Annotated in this window: 13 protein-coding genes; 12 read left to right on the top strand and 1 reads right to left on the bottom strand. The window is 70.5% G+C overall.

The features are described from left to right. The 12 genes from VGX25_RS21695 to VGX25_RS21750 all read left to right on the top strand — a co-directional run. Positions 1–896 (top strand): complex I 51 kDa subunit family protein (locus VGX25_RS21695; RefSeq protein ID WP_326919693.1); only part of this gene is annotated, 896 nt, incomplete at its 5' end. Next, positions 893–3,349 (top strand): NADH-quinone oxidoreductase subunit G, encoded by a 2,457-nt coding sequence (locus tag VGX25_RS21700; RefSeq protein WP_326919694.1) that lies wholly within the window; start codon positions 893–895, stop codon positions 3,347–3,349. The genes VGX25_RS21695 and VGX25_RS21700, both read left to right, overlap by 4 nt. 171 nt (positions 3,350–3,520) lie before the next feature. Then, a complete protein-coding gene (gene nuoH / locus VGX25_RS21705) occupies positions 3,521–4,813 on the top strand; it encodes an NADH-quinone oxidoreductase subunit NuoH (RefSeq protein ID WP_326919695.1) in 1,293 nt (430 codons plus the stop codon). Between the two features lies 1 nt (position 4,814). Next, a complete protein-coding gene (gene nuoI, locus VGX25_RS21710) occupies positions 4,815–5,363 on the top strand; it encodes an NADH-quinone oxidoreductase subunit NuoI (RefSeq protein WP_326919696.1) in 549 nt (182 codons plus the stop codon). Beyond that, complete coding sequence (locus VGX25_RS21715) at positions 5,360–6,205, top strand: NADH-quinone oxidoreductase subunit J (RefSeq protein WP_326919697.1); 846 nt, start codon at positions 5,360–5,362, stop codon at positions 6,203–6,205. Before nuoI ends, VGX25_RS21715 begins: the two co-directional genes overlap by 4 nt. Next, the gene (gene nuoK, locus VGX25_RS21720) at positions 6,202–6,501 is read left to right on the top strand and encodes an NADH-quinone oxidoreductase subunit NuoK (RefSeq protein WP_326919698.1); all 300 of its coding nucleotides are present in this window, start codon (positions 6,202–6,204) and stop codon (positions 6,499–6,501) included. Before VGX25_RS21715 ends, nuoK begins: the two co-directional genes overlap by 4 nt. 28 nt (positions 6,502–6,529) lie before the next feature. After that, positions 6,530–8,488 (top strand): NADH-quinone oxidoreductase subunit L, encoded by a 1,959-nt coding sequence (nuoL, locus tag VGX25_RS21725; protein ID WP_414635905.1) that lies wholly within the window; start codon positions 6,530–6,532, stop codon positions 8,486–8,488. Positions 8,489–8,801: 313 nt separating this feature from the next. Continuing rightward, positions 8,802–10,385, top strand: a complete 1,584-nt coding sequence (locus VGX25_RS21730; RefSeq protein WP_326919700.1) for an NADH-quinone oxidoreductase subunit M — start codon at positions 8,802–8,804, stop codon at positions 10,383–10,385. 97 nt (positions 10,386–10,482) lie between these two features. Further along, positions 10,483–12,015 carry an NADH-quinone oxidoreductase subunit NuoN gene (gene nuoN / locus VGX25_RS21735; protein ID WP_414635906.1) on the top strand — a complete coding sequence of 511 codons (1,533 nt, stop codon included), beginning with the start codon at positions 10,483–10,485 and terminating at the stop codon, positions 12,013–12,015. A gap of 51 nt (positions 12,016–12,066) precedes the next feature. Continuing rightward, on the top strand, positions 12,067–13,083 hold the full coding sequence (locus VGX25_RS21740) for a polyprenyl synthetase family protein (RefSeq protein ID WP_326919701.1): 1,017 nt from the start codon (positions 12,067–12,069) through the stop codon (positions 13,081–13,083). A gap of 154 nt (positions 13,084–13,237) precedes the next feature. After that, a complete protein-coding gene (locus VGX25_RS21745; RefSeq protein ID WP_326919702.1) occupies positions 13,238–14,719 on the top strand; it encodes a hypothetical protein in 1,482 nt (493 codons plus the stop codon). Between the two features lie 111 nt (positions 14,720–14,830). Further along, positions 14,831–17,296, top strand: a complete 2,466-nt coding sequence (locus tag VGX25_RS21750; protein ID WP_326919703.1) for a hypothetical protein — start codon at positions 14,831–14,833, stop codon at positions 17,294–17,296. 17 nt (positions 17,297–17,313) lie between these two features. On the opposite strand, the gene VGX25_RS21755 is transcribed toward VGX25_RS21750, so the two are convergent. Continuing rightward, positions 17,314–17,992: thiamine pyrophosphate-dependent enzyme (locus VGX25_RS21755; RefSeq protein ID WP_326919704.1), on the bottom strand; the 679-nt coding region annotated here is incomplete at its 5' end.

A 17,992-nucleotide genomic window follows, 5' to 3' on the forward strand; every position in this document is an offset into this window, starting at 1 on the left:
GCATCCGCCGCCTCAACGCGGCGGTCCGCGAGGCCAAGGCGGCGGGCTACCTGGGTGAGGACATCCTCGGCTCCGGCTTCGGCCTGGAGATCACCGTGCACGCCGGCGCCGGCGCGTACATCTGCGGTGAGGAGACGGCACTCCTCGACTCGCTGGAGGGCCGCCGCGGTCAGCCCCGCCTCAAGCCGCCGTTCCCGGCGGCGGCGGGCCTCTACGCCGCACCCACCACAGTGAACAACGTCGAGACCATCGCGTCTGTTCCCTTCATCGTCAACGGTGGCGCGGACTGGTTCCGCACCATGGGCACCGAGCGCTCGCCAGGCCCGAAGATCTACTCGATCTCCGGCCACGTCGAGAAGCCCGGCCAGTACGAGGCGCCGCTGGGCACCACGCTGCGCCAGCTGCTCGACATGGCCGGCGGCATGAAGGACGGCATCCCGCTGAAGTTCTGGACGCCGGGCGGGTCCTCCACGCCGATGTTCACCGCCGAGCACCTGGACACCCCGCTGGACTTCGAGGGCGCGGCCGCGGCCGGCTCGATGCTCGGCACCACCGCGGTCATGGTGTTCAACGAGACCGTCTCGGTGCCGTGGGCCGTGATGAAGTGGACGCAGTTCTACGAGCACGAGTCCTGCGGCAAGTGCACCCCGTGCCGCGAGGGCACCTACTGGCTCGCCGGCATCCTCGAGCGGATGGTCGACGGCAAGGGCACCGAGTCCGACATCGACACGCTGCTGGACATCTGCGACAACATCTTCGGCCGCTCGTTCTGCGCCCTCGGTGACGGCGCGGTGAGCCCGATCGTCAGCGGCATCAAGTACTTCCGGGACGAGTTCCTCGCACTCTGCGACCAGAACAAGGCCCCGACCCCTGCGCTCGCCGGAGCTAACTCATGACAGCGATCGAAGAAAAGCCGGAGGCGGCCCCCGTACCCGAGGGGCACGTCCGGCTGACCATCGACGGCGTCGAGGTCATCGCGCCAAAGGGTGAGCTGCTCATCCGCACGGCCGAGCGCCTCGGCACCGTGATCCCGCGGTTCTGCGACCACCCGCTGCTCGACCCGGCCGGCGCCTGCCGGCAGTGCCTGGTCGAGGTCGAGATGGGCGGCCGGCCGATGCCCAAGCCGCAGGCGAGCTGCACCATCACGGTCGCCGACGGCATGGTGGTCAAGACCCAGCGCACCTCGCCGGTGGCGGACAAGGCACAGCAGGGCGTGATGGAGCTGCTGCTGATCAACCACCCGCTGGACTGCCCGGTCTGCGACAAGGGCGGCGAGTGTCCACTGCAGAACCAGGCGATGGGGCACGGCCGGCCCGACTCCCGGTTTCGCGAGCCGAAGCGGACGTTCGCCAAGCCCATCCCGGTGTCCACCCAGGTGCTGCTGGACCGCGAGCGGTGCGTGCTGTGCCAGCGCTGCACCCGGTTCTCCGACCAGATCGCCGGCGACCCGTTCATCGAGATGCTCGAGCGGGGCGCGATGCAACAGGTCGGCATCGCCGAGGGCCGGCCGTTCCAGAGCTACTTCTCCGGCAACACCATCCAGATCTGCCCGGTGGGCGCGCTGACCAGCGCGGCGTACCGGTTCCGGGCCCGCCCGTTCGACCTGGTGTCCACGCCGAGCGTGTGCGAGCACTGCGCGGTCGGCTGCGCCACCCGCACGGACTGGCGGCGCGGCAAGGTGATGCGCCGGCTGGCCGGCAACGACCCGGAGGTCAACGAGGAGTGGAACTGCGACAAGGGCCGGTTCGCGTTCCGCTACGCCAGCGCGGCGGACCGGTTCACCCGGCCCATGGTGCGCGACGCCAAGACCGGTGAGCTGGCGCCGGCATCCTGGACGGACGCGCTGCGGATCGCGGCCGACGGCCTGGCCAAGGCCCGCGACGGCAAGGGCGCCGCGGTGCTCACCGGCGGCCGGCTCACCGTCGAGGACGCATACGCCTACGCCAAGTTCGCCCGGATCGCGTTGCGCACCAACGACATCGACTTCCGGGCCCGGCCGCACTCGGCCGAGGAGCTGGCCTTCCTGTCGTCCACCGTGGTCGGTGTGACCCCGGACAGCGGTGGCGTGACGTTCGCCGGGCTCGAGGCGGCGCCGGCTGTGCTGTGCGTGGCGTTCGAGCCGGAGGAGGAGGCGCCGGTCGTCTTCCTGCGGCTGCGCAAGGCGGCGCGCACCGGCCGGACCAAGGTGTTCCACATCGGACAGTGGACGTCGCCGGCCGTGGAGAAGAGCTTCGGCACGCTGCTGTCCTGCGTTCCCGGCGGCGAGGCGGCCGCGGTCGCGGGACTGGCCGGGCACGCCCCGGACATCCACGACGCGCTCAGCGCCGGCGGTGCGGTGATCATGGTCGGCGAGCGGGCGGCCACGGTGCCCGGCCTGCTCACCGCGGTGCTCGCGCTGTCCGCGCAGACCGGGGCGAAGATCGCCTGGGTGCCGCGCAGGGCCGGGGAGCGCGGCGCGCTTGACGCCGGCGCCGTGCCGAACCTGTTGCCGGGCGGGCGATTGGTCGACGACGTGTCGGCGCGCGCCGAGGTCGGGCACGTGTGGGGGCTGGAGCCCGGCGCGCTGCCCACCGAGCCGGGCCGCGACACCACGCAGATCCTGACCGCGCTGGCCGGCGGCGAGCTGGACGGCCTGCTGATCGGCGGCGTCGACCCGCACGACCTGCCCGACCCCGAGCTGGCGCGGCGGGCGCTGGCCGGGGCCGGCTTCGTGGTCAGCCTTGAGCTTCGGCCAAGCGCGGCGACCGCGCACGCCGACGTCGTCCTGCCGGTCGCGCCCGCGGTCGAGAAGTCCGGCAGCTACCTCAACTGGGAGGGCCGGCGCCGCAGGTTCGCCATCACGCTCGAGCAGACCGGCGCGCTTGCCGACTGCCGTGTGCTGGACACCTTGGCCGTGGAGATGGACGTCGACCTGTTCACCCAGACGCCGGAGGCGGCGGCCGCGGATCTCGAGCGGCTGCGCGGCGCGGTGCCGCGGGCCGCGGCGGCGCCCTCGGTGCTGCCGGCGCAACCCGTGCTGCCGAGGAGCGACACCCAGGTGCTGCTGGCCACCTGGCACCAGCTGCTGGACAACGGCTCGTTGCAGGTGGACGAGCCGCACCTGGCCGGCACCGCGCGCCCGGTGGTGGCCAGGCTTTCGGCGAACACCGCGCGGGTGCTCGGGGTGGACGGCGCCGCGACGGTGACCGTGGCCACCGAGCGCGGCTCGATCACCGTGCCGGTGCAGCACGCGGACCTGCCGGACGGCGTGGTGTGGCTGCCCACCAACTCCGGGCCGTCCGCCGTCCGGTCGGTGCTCGGCGCCGTGCACGGCGATGTCGTGTCGGTGACGGAAGGGCCTGCCACATGACATTCGCGGCAATCACGGCGACTACTGAGCGCGCCTTGTGGCCGAAGGCCCGCTATCTCGGTGGCGGGGCCTGGATCGATGCCAAGGTGACGTTGCCGCATTGCCGGCCGCGCCGGCGCGATTGCGTCGCGCGCAAAGCCGCGAAAAGCGCTGTGACCCCTGGAGGCGGGGATGGATAGGGCCGCATTGCTTGCCGACGACCCGATCTGGCTGATCCTGATCAAGGTCGTGATCCTGCTGCTGCTCGGCCCGATCATGACCACGTTCATGATCATCTGGGAGCGCAAGGTGGTCGCGCGGATGCAGCAGCGGCCGGGGCCCAACCGGGTCGGCCCGAACGGCTGGCTGCAGTCGGTCGCGGACGCGATCAAGCTGCCGTTCAAGGAGCAGATCATCCCGACCACGGCCGACCGCAAGGTGTACTGGCTGGCGCCGCTGGTCTCGACGATCCCGGCCATCGTGGCGTTCTCGGTCATCCCGTTCGGACCGGAGGTGTCGATCTTCGGCGAGCGGACCGTGCTGCAGCTGGTCGACCTGCCGGTCGGGGTGCTGGTGATCCTGGCCTGCTCGTCGATGGGCGTGTACGGGATCGTTCTGGCCGGGTGGTCGTCGGGCTCGCCCTACCCGCTGCTCGGCGGGCTGCGCTCGGCCGCCCAGGTGATCTCCTACGAGATCGCCATGGGCCTGTCCTTCGTGGCCGTGATCGTGTTCGCCGGCTCGCTGTCCACGGGGGACATCGTGGACGCGCAGCACAGCATCTGGTACGCGCTGGCGCTGGCCCCGAGCTTCGTGATCTACCTGATCTCCATGGTCGGCGAGACCAACCGGGCCCCGTTCGACCTGCCGGAGGCGGAGTCCGAGCTGGTCGGCGGCTTCCACACCGAGTACAGCTCGATGAAGTTCGCGCTGTTCTTCCTCGCCGAGTACACCAACATGGTGATCGTCTCGGCGTTCGCCACGACCCTGTTCCTCGGCGGGTACATGGCGCCGTGGCCGATCTCACTGATCAACGACAACTACTTCAACACCGGCTGGTGGCCGCTGCTGTGGTTCCTCGGCAAGACGCTGGTGCTGCTGTTCATCTACATCTGGCTGCGCGGCACGCTGCCCCGGTTGCGCTACGACCAGTTCATGCGGATCGGCTGGAAGGTGCTGGTGCCGATCAACCTGGTGTGGATCGTCGTGGTGATCGCGGTCAACGTGATCGTCGACGAGGGTCTGTCCACCGGGCAGTGGCTGCTGGGCTCGGGCATCGTGCTGGTTGTCCTCATCGGACTGTCCTTGCTGCTGCCGGAGCGCCAGGTGCCCGACGAGGACCAGGTTCCGGTGACCGGTGGCGGATATCCGGTCCCGCCGCTGGATCTGCAGATTCCGGGCAAGCCCAAGCGCAAGGTGCGGCCGGGCCGGCGGGACCGGGCCAGGGTCGGCGCCGGCGCCCCGGACCAGGAGAAGGAGACCGACTGAGATGGGATTCTTCGACCCGATCAAGGGCTTCGGGGTCACCTTCTCGACGATGTTCAAGAAGGTCGTCACCGAGGAGTACCCGGAGATCGGCGCCCCGGCCGCGCCGCGCTACCACGGGCGGCACCAGCTCAACCGGCACCCGGACGGGCTGGAGAAGTGCGTCGGCTGCGAGCTGTGCGCCTGGGCCTGCCCGGCCGACGCGATCTTCGTCGAGGGCGGGGACAACACCGACGAGGAGCGGTACTCCCCCGGCGAGCGCTACGGCAAGGACTACCAGATCAACTACCTGCGGTGCATCGGTTGCGGGCTGTGCATCGAGGCCTGCCCGACCCGGTCGCTGACCATGCTCAACGACTACGAGCTGGCCGACGACAACCGCCAGGACCTGATCTGGACCAAGGAGCAGCTGCTCGCCCCGCTGCTGCCCGGCATGGAGCAGCCACCGCACGACATGCGGCTCGGTGACTCCGAACAGGACTACTACGTCAACGGCAAGCAGCTTGCGCGCAAGTGGGGCTACCCCGACCCGGTGGGGGAGGAGAGCAAGTGACATCCCTGGTTCTCGCCCAGGCCGCGGCCGAGGTGTCCACCGGCGAGGCCGTCGCGTTCTGGGTCCTCGGCCCGATGGCGCTCGGCGGCGCGCTTGGCATGATCTTCGCCCGCAACGCCGTGCACTCCGCGCTGTTCCTGGTGCTCACCATGTTCAGCCTCGGCGTGCTGTACCTGGTGCAGCAGGCGGCGTTCCTCGGCTTCGTGCAGATCATCGTCTACACCGGCGCCATCATGATGCTGTTCCTGTTCGTGCTGATGCTGGTCGGCCGGGACTCCTCGGACTCGGTGGTCGAAGTGCTGCGCGGGCAACGGTTGTGGGCGGCGGTGCTGGGCATCGGGCTCGGCGGGCTCGTGGTCGGCGCGCTGGCCAGGGGCATCTCGGCGGCCCTGCCGGTCGGACTCACCGGGCCGGATGCCAACGGCGGCAGGGGAAACGTCTACAACATCGGCCGGCTGCTGTTCACCGACTACCTGTTCCCGTTCGAGCTCACCTCCGCCCTGCTGATCACCGCGGCGGTGGGCGCGATGATCCTCGGCTACGTCGACCGGCACGTGCGTGGCCGCCGGACGCAGAAGGAGCTCGTCGTGGCCAGGTTCCGCGGCGAGCACGACCGGCCGTCGCCGCTGCCGGGCCCCGGCGTGTTCGCCACGTCCAACTCGGTGGCCACGCCCGCGCTCCTGCCGGACGGCTCGGTGGCGCCGGAGTCGCTGTCCGGGCTCATCGAGGCGACCGCGGCCGAGCAGTTCGCCGACGAGGTGAAGGCGGTGGCCGGGACCGGGCCGACGCCCGACGCCCACGCGCTGGTCGGGTCCGAGAAGCCGGCGGAGGAGACGCCATGACGCCGACGTACTACCTGCTGCTTTCCGCGCTGCTGTTCACCATCGGCGCCGTCGGGGTTCTGGTGCGGCGCAACGCGATCGTGGTGTTCATGTGCATCGAGCTGATGCTCAACGCCGTCAACCTCACCCTGGTCACCTTCTCCCGGATCAACGGCACCCTGGACGGCCAGGTGATGGCGTTCTTCGTGATGGTGGTGGCGGCGGCCGAGGTCGTGGTCGGGCTCGCCATCATCATGTCCATCTTCCGTACCCGCCGCTCGTCCTCTGTGGACGACTCCAACCTGCTGAAGTACTAAGGGGAACTCGGTGACGGGAACCGCAACCCTGGCCGCTGCCGCGCAGGAGCAGGTGCAGCAGGCCACCGGGGTCGCCAGCGCCGCCTGGCTGCTGCTCGCCCTGCCTGCGTTCGGCGCGCTGGTGCTGCTGGCCGGCGGCCGGCGCACCGACCGCTGGGGCCACCTGCTCGGCTGTGCGACCGTGCTCCTCGCGTTCGTATACGCGGTGATCCTGCTCTTCGACACGGTCGGCCGCGAGGAGAGCCAGCGGGTCAGCGAGATCCACCTGTTCTCCTGGATCCCGGTCAACGCGCTGCAGGTCGACTTCGGCATGCGGATCGACCCGCTGTCGCTCAGCTTCGCGTTGCTGATCACCGGTGTCGGCGGGCTGATCCACGTCTACTCGGTCGGCTACATGGGGTCCGACCCGAACCGGCGCCGCTACTTCGGCTACTTCAACCTGTTCGCCGCGGCGATGCTGCTGCTGGTGCTCGGCAACGGGTTCGTGACGCTCTACCTTGGTTGGGAGGGCGTCGGCCTGGCCTCGTACCTGCTGATCGGCTGGTACACCAACCGCCCGTCGGCGGCCACCGCGGCCAAGAAGGCGTTCCTGATGAACCGGGTCGGCGACGTCGGCCTGGCGCTGGCCATCTTCATCATGTTCAGCCAGCTCGGCACGACCCAGTACACCGAGGTGTTCGGCCGGATCAACGAGCTGGACTCGGCCACCGTGCTGGCGCTGTGCCTGTTGCTGCTGCTCGGCGCGTGCGGCAAGTCCGGCCAGTTCCCGCTGCAGTCCTGGTTGCCCGACGCGATGGAGGGCCCGACCCCGGTCTCCGCCCTGATCCACGCCGCGACCATGGTCACCGCCGGGGTGTACCTGGTGGCCAGGTCCAACCCGATCTACAACGCGAACCCGGACGGCCGGCTGATCGTGACGCTGATCGGCGCGATCACGCTCCTGATCGGGTGCATCATCGGCTGCGCGTACGACGACATCAAGAAGGTGCTGGCGTACTCGACGGTCAGCCAGATCGGCTACATGATGCTGGCGGTCGGCCTCGGCCCGGCCGGCTACGCGCTTGGCATCGCGCACCTGCTGACCCACGGCTTCTTCAAGGCCGGACTGTTCCTCGGCGCCGGCGCGGTCATGCACGGCATGAACGACGAGGTCGACATGCGCAAGTACGGCGGCCTGTGGCGGGTCATGCCGATCACGTTCGTCACCTTCGGACTCGGCTACCTTGCGTTGATCGGGTTCCCGTTCCTGTCCGGGTACTTCTCCAAGGACGCGATCATCGAGGCGGCCTTCGCGCAGCAGGAGGAGTGGCGGGCCTGGGTCATCGGCGGCGCGGCCATGCTGGGCGTTGCGCTGACCGCGTTCTACATGACCCGCCTGATGTTCATGACGTTCTTCGGCGAGAAGCGGTGGGAGAACCTGAAGTCCTCCGACGGCCGCGACTTCCACCCGCACGAGGCGCCGCCGGTGATGACCGTTCCGATGATCATCTTGGCGCTCGGCTCGATCGGCGCCGGCGCGTACTTCTCCACCGGGGACAACCGGTTGGCGCACTGGCTTTCCCCGGCACTTGGCGAGCTGGACGAGAGCGGGCACCACGTGCTGCCCGATGCGGTGCTCGTGGTGCTGTCGATCGGGCTGATGCTGCTCGGCGCGGTGGCCGCCTGGCTGTTCGTCGGCCGCAAGTCCGTCCCGGTGGTCAAGCCGGAGCCGGTGTCCGCCGTTGTCCGGGCCGCCCGCAACGACCTGTACGGCAACGCGCTCAACGAGGCGCTGGTGGCCCGGCCAGGCACCTGGCTGACCAGAGCACTGGTCTATGTGGACAACAAGGGTGTTGACGGCCTGGTGAACGGCATCGCCGCCGGGCTGGGCGGCAGCTCGGGCCGATTGCGCCGGCTGCAAACCGGATTCGTGCGCTCCTACGCGCTGACCATGCTCGGAGGTTCGATCCTCATGGTTGCGGCTCTGCTGGCGGTGAGGTACGCATGAGCAGTTGTTTTCCAGTGTTTTCTATCTCGGGCAAGGCCGCCGGTCGCCTTCGGCGAGCGGCCTCGGGTCGTTTTGCTTTGGTGGTTGCGGGCCGGGGTTGGGTGGCTGGGTTGCGTAGGTGGTCACCTGACGACGCCTGCGGGCAGGGCTCGTTCCTCGCCCTGCCCTTGTCGCCGTGCGGCGGCCGCCCTCGACAAAGATTGGTCGACCCCAGCGACACTTTCGTAGCGCGCACTTTCCAGGCGCGTGATAGCGCAACGCGTGATGGCGCGAGTGCGTGGCGGGCGGCGCGGAGCGAGGCAGGTGTTGCGGCATGAGCGTCTCCTCGTCTGGGTCGGCGCTGCTGGTCGCGTTGCTGCTGGTGCCGGTGGTCGGCGCGCTCGTGGTGGCGTTCCTGCGCGACAACGACCTGCTGGCCAGGCGGACCGCGCTGCTGTTCGGGTTGGCCGAGTTCGTGCTCGCGGTGCTCTCGTGGGTGTCCTTCGAGCCGGGTGGCGCGCGGCTGCAGCAGCACTTCTCGGTGGACTGGATCCCCGCGCTCGGCGTGCACCTGGCGTTCGGGGTGGACGGCATCGCGCTGGTGATGATCGCGATCATCGCCCTGCTCGTTCCGCTGCTGATCGGCGCAAGCTGGGTGGACCGGCTGCCCGAGGGGCGCTCGGCGGCCGGCTTCCTTGCCCTGATCCTGCTCGAGCAGGCGCTGACCATCGGTGTGTTCGCCGCCACCGATGTGTTCGTGTTCTACGTCCTGTTCGAGGTCATGCTCATCCCGATGTACTTCCTGATCGGCTCCTACGGTGGGGCACGCAGGCAGTACGCGGCCGTGAAGTTCTTCCTGTACTCGTTCCTCGGCGGCATGATCATGCTCGCGTCGGCGATCGGCGCCTACTCGATGGCCTCCGCCGAGCTGGGCCGGGGCACGTTCGACTGGCCCACGCTGGTCGCCGTCGTGCGCGACGCCCCACTGTCCACCCAGATCTGGCTGTTCCTCGGCTTCTTCATCGCGTTCGCCATCAAGGCGCCGCTGGTGCCGCTGCACACCTGGCTGCCGGACGCCGCGGCCGAGGCGCCGATCGTGGTGACCGTGCTGATCGTCGGCATCCTGGACAAGGTCGGCACGTTCGGTTTCCTGCGCTACCTGCTGCCGATGTTCCCCGAGGCCAGCAAGACCCTCGCGCCGCTGGTGCTGGTGCTCGCGGTCGCCGGGATCCTCTATGGAGCGTTGCTGGCCACCGGGCAGCGGGACATGAAGCGGCTCATCGCCTACGTGTCCATCGCCCACTTCGGATTCATCGCGCTCGGCGTCTTCGCCTTCAGCACCCAGTCGCAGGTCGGCTCGGTGTCCTACATGGTCAACCACAGCATCGCCACCGGGATGCTGATCCTGGTGATCGGCATGGTGATCGCGCGCGGCGGCTCGACGCAGATCTCCGACTACGGCGGGATGTACGCGGTGACCCCGGTGCTCGGCGGCATGCTGCTGCTGGCCGGCCTGACCACGCTGTCACTGCCCGGCACCAACTCGTTCATCAGCGAGTTCCTGGTGCTGGTCGGCTCGTACGCGCGCGAGCCGGTGTTCACCATCCTGGGCGCGGTCGGCATGATCATGGCCGCGCTCTACGTGCTCTGGTTCTACCAGCGGGTGATGCACGGCCCGGTCCGCGGCACCGCGCTGGTGGGCGTGGCCGGTGGCCCCGGCACCGCGACCGATCCCGAGGTGGGCGCGCGCAAGGCGGTCGCCGACCTCAACGGCCGGGAGAAGGCCGTGCTGGTGCCGCTGGTGATCCTGATCGTCGGCATCGGCCTGTACCCCAAGCCGGTCCTCGACGTGATCACTCCGGCGGTCGACGCGACGATGAGCTCCGTCGGCCTGTCCGACCCGGTGGGAGGAAACTGAGGTGTCCCAACTACTCCTGCTGGTGCAACCGGGCCAGCCCGGCGACGTGACCCAGCCGGTGAAGGAGGCGCTCCCGGCGATCAACTACCCGGCGATCATGCCGGTGCTGATCGTGCTCGGCGCCGCCTGCCTCGGCGTGCTGGTCGAGGCGTTCCTGCCGCGGCACCAGCGGTGGCCGGCCCAGGTGTTCCTCACCCTGGTCGCGCTCGCCGGCTCCGGCATCGCGCTGGCCACCTACCTCACCGACGCGCCGGCGCAGGGCGAGGTCACGCTGGCCGGCACGATCGCGGTGGACCGGCCGGCACTGTTCCTGTGGGGAACGCTGCTCGCGCTGTCGGTCGGCGCGCTGCTGCTGGTGGCCGACCGCTCGGTGGAGCCGGGCGGCGCGCTGGTGGCCCAGGCGGCGATCCGGCCGGGCACCGTGCAGGACCGCGAGCAGCGGCTCGGCGCGCACGCGCACCCGACCGAGACCGCGCGGTTCCAGATGTCGACTGAGGTGTTCCCGCTGGCGCTGTTCTCGCTCGGCGGCATGATGGTCTTCTGCGCGGCCAACGACCTGCTGACCATGTTCATCGCGCTGGAGGTGCTCAGCCTTCCGCTGTACCTGATGGCCGGGCTGGCCCGGCGTAGGAGACTCCTGTCGCAGGAGGCCGCGGTCAAGTACTTCCTGCTCGGGGCGTTCGCCTCGGCGTTCTTCCTGTACGGCCTTGCCCTGCTGTACGGCTACGCCGGCTCGGTGCGCCTCGCCGACATCGCCAACGCCGCGGCCGGCACCGACCGGTCGGACGCGTTGCTGTTCGGCGGCTTCGGGCTGCTCGTGGTCGGCCTGCTGTTCAAGGGCTCGGTCGGCCCGTTCCACACCTGGACCCCGGACGTCTACCAGGGCGCGCCGACGCCGGTCACCGCGTTCATGGCGGCCTGCACGAAGGTGGCCGCGTTCGGCGGGATCCTGCGCGTGCTCGGCGTGGGCTTCGAGTCGACCAACTGGGAGTGGCGCGGGGTGCTGTGGGGCGTGGCGATCGTGTCGATGGTGATCGGCGCGGTGCTCGGGCTGACCCAGACCGACATCAAGCGGATGATCGCCTACTCGTCGATCGCGCACGCCGGCTTCATGCTGATCGGCGCGATCGTGCTCACCCCGGACGGGCTGTCCAGCACGCTGTTCTACCTGCTCACCTACGGCTTCACCACGGTGGCCGCGTTCGGCGTGATCAGCCTGGTGCGCGACGCCGACGGCGAGGCCACGCACCTGTCCCAGTGGGCCGGGCTGGCCAAGCGGTCGCCGCTGGTGGCCGCGGTGTTCACATTCATCCTGCTCGCGCTCGCCGGCATCCCGCTGACCAGCGGCTTCGTCGGCAAGTTCGTGGTGTTCTCGGCGGCGTTCGCCAACGGGATGCAGCCGCTCGTGGTGATCGCGCTGGTGGCCAGCGCCGTGGCGGCGTTCTTCTACCTGCGGGTGATCGTGCTGATGTACTTCAGCGAGCCGGCGCCGGACGGGCCGACGGTCACCGTGCCGGGGGCGTTCACCACGGCCGCGATCACGCTGGGGGTGCTGGTCACCCTGCTGCTCGGGATCGCTCCGGCGTTCGCCCTCGACTGGGCGGGTGCGGGATCCTTCGCGCTGCGTTGACGACCGACACAGTGCGCGGACGGAGCGCGATCGTGCCCGTTACGCTGAGGTGTGGCTAACCCAACCGTTGCCTCCCTGCCGACCCGGCTTGGGCTGGACGACGCCGACCCCGAGCTGGTGAAGGCGCTGGCCGAGGGCCTGGTCCGGGTGGAGGACACGCTCCACGCGGTCGTGCACAGCGACGTCGAGTTCGTCAACCAGGCGGCGACGCACCTGGTGAAGGCCGGGGGCAAGCGGTTCCGGCCGGTGTTCACGCTGCTGTGCGCGCAGTTCGCCGGCGGCAACACCGACGCGGTGATCACCGCGGCGGCCGCGGTCGAGCTGGTGCACCTTGCCACGCTGTACCACGACGACGTGATGGACGAGGCCACCATGCGTCGCGGCGAGGCCAGCGTGAACGCCAGGTGGGACAACACGATCGCGATCCTGACCGGCGACTTCCTGTTCGCGCACGCGTCCCGGCTGGTGGCCGACCTCGGCAGCGACGCGGCCCGGATCATCGCCGAGACCATGGGCGAGCTGGTCACCGGCCAGATGCGGGAGACCGTCGGCCCGCGCGCCGGCGAGGACCCGGTCGCGCACTACCTGTCGGTGATCGCGCAGAAGACCGGCTCGCTGATCGCCACGGCCGGCCGGTACGGCGCGATGCACTCCGGCGCCACGCCGGAGCAGGTCGAGGCGCTGCACCGGTACGGCCAGCTGATCGGCACCGCGTTCCAGATCTCCGACGACGTCATCGACATCGCCTCGCCGGCCGCCGAGTCCGGCAAGACGCCCGGCACGGACCTGCGCGAGGGCGTGCAGACGCTGCCGATGCTCTACGCGCTCGCCGACCCCGCCGACGGCAGCGCCCGGCTGCGCGAGCTGCTGTCCGGCCCGATCACCGACGACGCCGCCGTCGACGAGGCGCTCACCCTGCTGCGCCACTCGCCAGGGCTGCGCCAGGCCGCCCGGACGCTTGCGGACTACGCCGCCAGGGCCAGGGCCGAGCTGGACGCGCTGCCGCCCTGCCCGGCACGGGACGCGCTCGAGCTGTTGGCACGCTACGTGGTCGCCCGCTCCCGATAGGGCCGCTCGTCCGAGGTCACGCCGGTTACGTTGCGTGTTGTCGGCCTGCAAACGGCCGGTCGCTGCTGGCCGCTCACCCGCCCGCAGTAGCCTCTTCAGGGCGGAGCACCGGAGGACACGCCCGGAGGTGGCGGGTCCTGGAGGGAGTTAGGCGATGCCGATCTTCGGGCAGGTGTGGTTATGGAGCCTGCTGGCCTTCCTGCTCGGCGCCCTGCTCTGCTGGGTGCTGCTGGTTCTCCCGGTCCGCAGGCGGATCGACGCGCTCGAGAGCCGGCTGTCGGCCATGCGGGCCGACGCCAAGGTCGGCGCGGCCACCGAGCGCGCCCGATCCGCCGAGCCGCCGTCCTCACCGCGCGGCATGGTGCCCGGCTTCGACGACACCGGCAGCCAGGACGAGATCCGGGCCGACATGCTGACCAGGGCCTACGCCGCGCAGGACATCCCGTCCACGCCGTACCGCCCCGACGAGGCCACCGAGCGCGGCGCGCTGAACCTGTCGGCCAGCGGAACCCTGGCCGAACCCACCAAGGCGCCCGCGCCCCGGACCGACCCCACCCAGTACATCGGCGCGCACAGCGCCCCGCTCGTCGAGCCGGCCGGCGAGACACCGTCCGGCCCCGGCCGCGACTGGTTCGACGAGCCGGGCGCCCAGCAGCAGCGCCGCGGCGACCACCACCTGATCGACGACGATGACGCCGATGAGCGCGGCACGATCTTCACCCAGCGCACCACGCCGATCCCGGCCGAGGTGATCCGCCAGATCGACGAGGCCGGCAAGGCCGCGGCCGACGACTCCCTGGTCGACGACCTCGGCGACGACCCGGCCGCACCCCCGTCCGAACCCGCACCGCCCGCATCGTCCCCGCCGCCCCCGCCGGCCGCCGAGCCCGCGGCCCCACCCGAGTCCACTGTGGACCAGCTGCCGAAGCGCCGGCCGCAACACTCGGTGGATCCCGAGACCCGCCAGTTCGAACGCCACCGCCAGCGCGTCGAGCCCCCCGCCGCGGTCACCCTCGACGCGATCCTCGCCGGCAACCGGTCCGATGTAGACACCCCACCGCCCACCCCCGAACCCGAGCCCGAGCGCGCACCCGACCCCGAGCCCGTCGCCAAGCGGGACGATCCGATCTCGCTGGTCACCAAGGCCAACAACCGCCACACCATCGAACCCAAGGTGCTGCACGGGGCATCCACCGAACCGGAGCTGACCCCGAGCGCGCTCCCCAAGCGCATCCCGTCCAAGCCGCAGCACCGGACCCCGTTCGGCGTGCAGACCGTCTCACCCGCCGGCGCGCACGCCGCCCAGACCGGCGAGCGGATCCGCTCCCTGTTCGAGCCCATGGTGCCCGCCGAGAGCGAGCAGCCCGCCGTCCCCCCACCCCCGCACCGCCTCCGCGCCGCCACCGCGACGGCCACCGCCACCCGCCCCAGCGCCCCCGGCCCGTTCGGCCCCGGCTCGGCGATGCCCCTCCCCGGCGGCGCCTCCCCCTCCCCGGAGTTCACCGTCAAGGCCAGCGTCACCGCCCTGCGCTACTGCACCCCCGACTCCCCCCAGTTCGGCCGAACCGTCGCCGAAGTCTGGTTCCGCTCCGCCGCCGACGCCGAACGCGTCGGCTTCCGGCCGGTGGGTAACTAGCGGTTACGCCGACGGTCGCTGCCCGCAGGGGCAAGCTATTCGGCCCCCGGGCACCTGGTCGGCGCATCGGCCGCTGACGGATGATTGCCGGTGGGAGGGGGTGGTCCACCGATGCGTGAACTGTTCCCCCGGGCACCCACCGAGCAGCCGGCGCATCGGCACGACTCCCCGCCGTTGAAGCGGCCGACCGCCGGTCCCGCGATTCTCGGCTTGCAACACCAGGCCGGGAATCGCGCGGTGACCGGACTGTTCGTCCAAGGGTCGGGAGGCCCGACCCTGCAACGGCTCGCGCTGCAGGACGGTCCGCCGCTCGCCCCCGGCCACTACCGCTACGGCTCGGCGATCCTGGGTCTTGCGCCGGCCGCCATGCGCACGTTTCTCGCCGGCATGGCCGGGACCGATGGGCTCGAGGCGGAACGCAAGTGGCAGCAGGGTTTTGTCGCCGACATGCGGGCCACGACCACTGGCGGGCACTCGTACGAGGACCCGGAGCTCAAGCAGTCGGTCAAGGTCGAACCCACGCTGGCAACCAATGCCGAACGCGCCCAGGCCGACGTCGAGAGCCAGGCCGCCGCGGCTCAGGCCCAGTTTCAGCAGCAGTTGCTCGGCTCGGTCCGCGGCATGCTCGCGTCCAGCGAGCAGAAGATCGAGGGGGAGGCGCGCCGGTACGGATTCCCTGATCATGACTCGATCTTCAATCCCAAACCGTTGACCGCCGGGCAGGCCGCCCTCGGTCCGTCGATGCCGGGCGGCGACGACGTGCGCGGGGCGATCCGGGCGGCCAAGGAGTTGCTCGACGGCAAGCGGAAGGTCCGCAAGGCGCGCGAGTCCGTCGCCAAGTTGGGCCCGCTTCTCGGCGACGCGGCACGGCCCAACACCTTGGAGCCGGTGCTCAGCGAGTACCACTCGTTGCGGCAGAAGCACTTCACGAAGTTTCCGATCCTGGCCGCACTGGAGCGCAACGAGGAACGCTTGGCGGAGATGGCCTCCGGTGCGCAGTTCGCCGGTCCGGGATCCACCGGTCCCGCCGCCTCGGCCGCGTTGGCCAAGGCCAAGGAGGAGATGCGCAAGGAGATCGCCGACAAGCTCAGCAACATCGCATACGTGCGGTCCCGGATGGACGAGCCGGACAAGGTCGACAAGTTCTGGCTGGACCCGGCGTTGCGGGAGAGCACCAAGCGCGGCCTGGCCATAGCGCCGCCGACGCTTCCGCACGCGGCGATCGAGGACAAGGTGCGGCGGCTGACCGCGGACGCCGAGTTCGAGGCCAAGCTCAAGGCCGTGATGGGCACCGGACTGCTGGTCCTGTCCTTCGTCCCGGGGGTCGGCGCCGTCGCCGGCGCGGCCGGCCTGCTGATGGGTGCGGTGGACGTGATCGGTGCGTTCCAGGAGTACTACTGGGAGGAGGCGGCCGCGGGGACCTCCCTGGAGAAGGCGGAGGCCATCTCGCAAACCGAGCCGTCGCTGTTCGGGCTCGCCCTGTCGATCGCCACCGGGCTGCTCGAGGGGGTCGCCGAGGCGAAGGCACTTGAGGGCGCCATCGGCGTGTTCAAGGCCGTCCGTTCCGCGTACCGCGAAGCCAGGGCGGCGGCCGTGGTCGCCAACGCAGGATCCGGAGCCGCGAAGGCCGCCGGTGCGGCCGATCTGGTCGCCGCGTCCGAGAAGCTGCGGACCACCGCCGACCAGGCGGCCGGTAAACCCGGACTCGGTGACCGGATTCTGGCCGACCTGCCCGCGGACGCCCGGTCGGCCGCCCGGAGCTTGGACCAGTCCCTCAAGGTGATCAAAGACCCGGCGCTCAAGGAGCTCGTTCGCAGGGGGGACCGGGCCGTCACGTCGGACGGCGAGACCCTGATGGACCTGGCGATCAACGACCCGCACGGGCTGGCGGAAGACTTCGCCGAATGGCAGCGCGGCGAGTCCGGCAAGCGGTTCGAGGACTGGCTGCGCGACGTCAAGCAGATGCACCCGCACGGGATCCTCACCGATCCGGCCGGGGTGGTGGAGTGGGGTCTGGACGCCGCGGGAGCCAGGCGCAGCTACGAGGCCTGTCTCCGGGAGGATCCGGCCCGCGAGGCCGGGATCTACCGCGACCCGGCAACCGGCGAGCACGTGTGCGTGCAGGGCTCGGCGTCGTTCGTGGCGACCAGCTGGATGGCCGATGCCGACAACCTACGCGGAGGCGTCCGGCCAAGGTGGGAGATGGTGATCCATCACCACCCGAATCGCGGGCTGGCCATCGACCGACTTCCTTCGATGGAGGACTTCGCGCACATCACCCATGAGCAGCGGGCCGTGGGCACGCAACACCCGGTGCGGTCGCTGATCACCTGGACGGATCCGGTGTCCGGGATCAGGTTCGAGACCGAGTTCGGATACACGCCGGGAGCGCCCCGCCCGTACTGGGCGCGATACCGGGTCGACGACGGCACGTTCCGTACCGCCAGCTTCCAGGGTCCGCCATTCGGCAGCGGGAGCGCCGAGTACCAGCAGTTCCTCGACTCGTTCACGGCGCGGCCGACCCATCCCGTCCCCGGCGGGAACCTGCCTCCGGTCACCGCGCCGCCGCGACGCTGACGCCGGCCGGCAACCGCTCAGTTGACCGTCCAGGTGTCGTTGCCGCGCAGCAGCGCCTGCAGGTTGGCCGGGCGCTTGGCGCGGGCGTCGGCGACCTGGGTGCGGGCGAGGTCGTCGTACGTGGGGCGGGAGACGTTGCGGAAGATGCCGGTGACCGTGTGCGAAAGGTCCTGTGTGGACAGTTGGGACAGGGCGAAGGCATAGCTGGGGTCGGCCACGGTGGGATCGTGCACGAGCACCGCTTCCTCGCCGACTTCGGAGATCTTGGCGACCTCGAGTCCGGCGAAGCCGGCGCGGACCACGCCGTACTCGCCCTGGGCGCCGAAGCGGACGGGCTCGCCCGGGACGAGGGGGATCAGCCGGCGCTCGCGCTCGCCGGCCTCCTTGAGCACGTCGAAGGCGCCGTCGTTGAAGATGGGGCAGTTCTGGTAGATCTCCACGAACGCGCTGCCCCGGTGCTGGGCGGCGGCGGTGAGGATCTCGGTCAGCTGCGCCCGGTCGTTGTCGAGCGTGCGCGCGACGAACGTGGCGTCCGCACCCAACGCGAGGGAGACGGGGTTGAACGGGTGGTCGAGGGAGCCCATCGGGGTGGACTTGGTGACCTTGCCCTCCTCCGAGGTGGGCGAGTACTGGCCCTTGGTCAGCCCGTAGATGCGGTTGTTGAACAGCAGGATCTTGAGGTTGACGTTGCGGCGC

Origin of the sequence: Actinophytocola sp., from assembly GCF_035942955.1 — a bacterium.
Lineage (GTDB): Bacteria > Actinomycetota > Actinomycetes > Mycobacteriales > Pseudonocardiaceae > DASYTH01.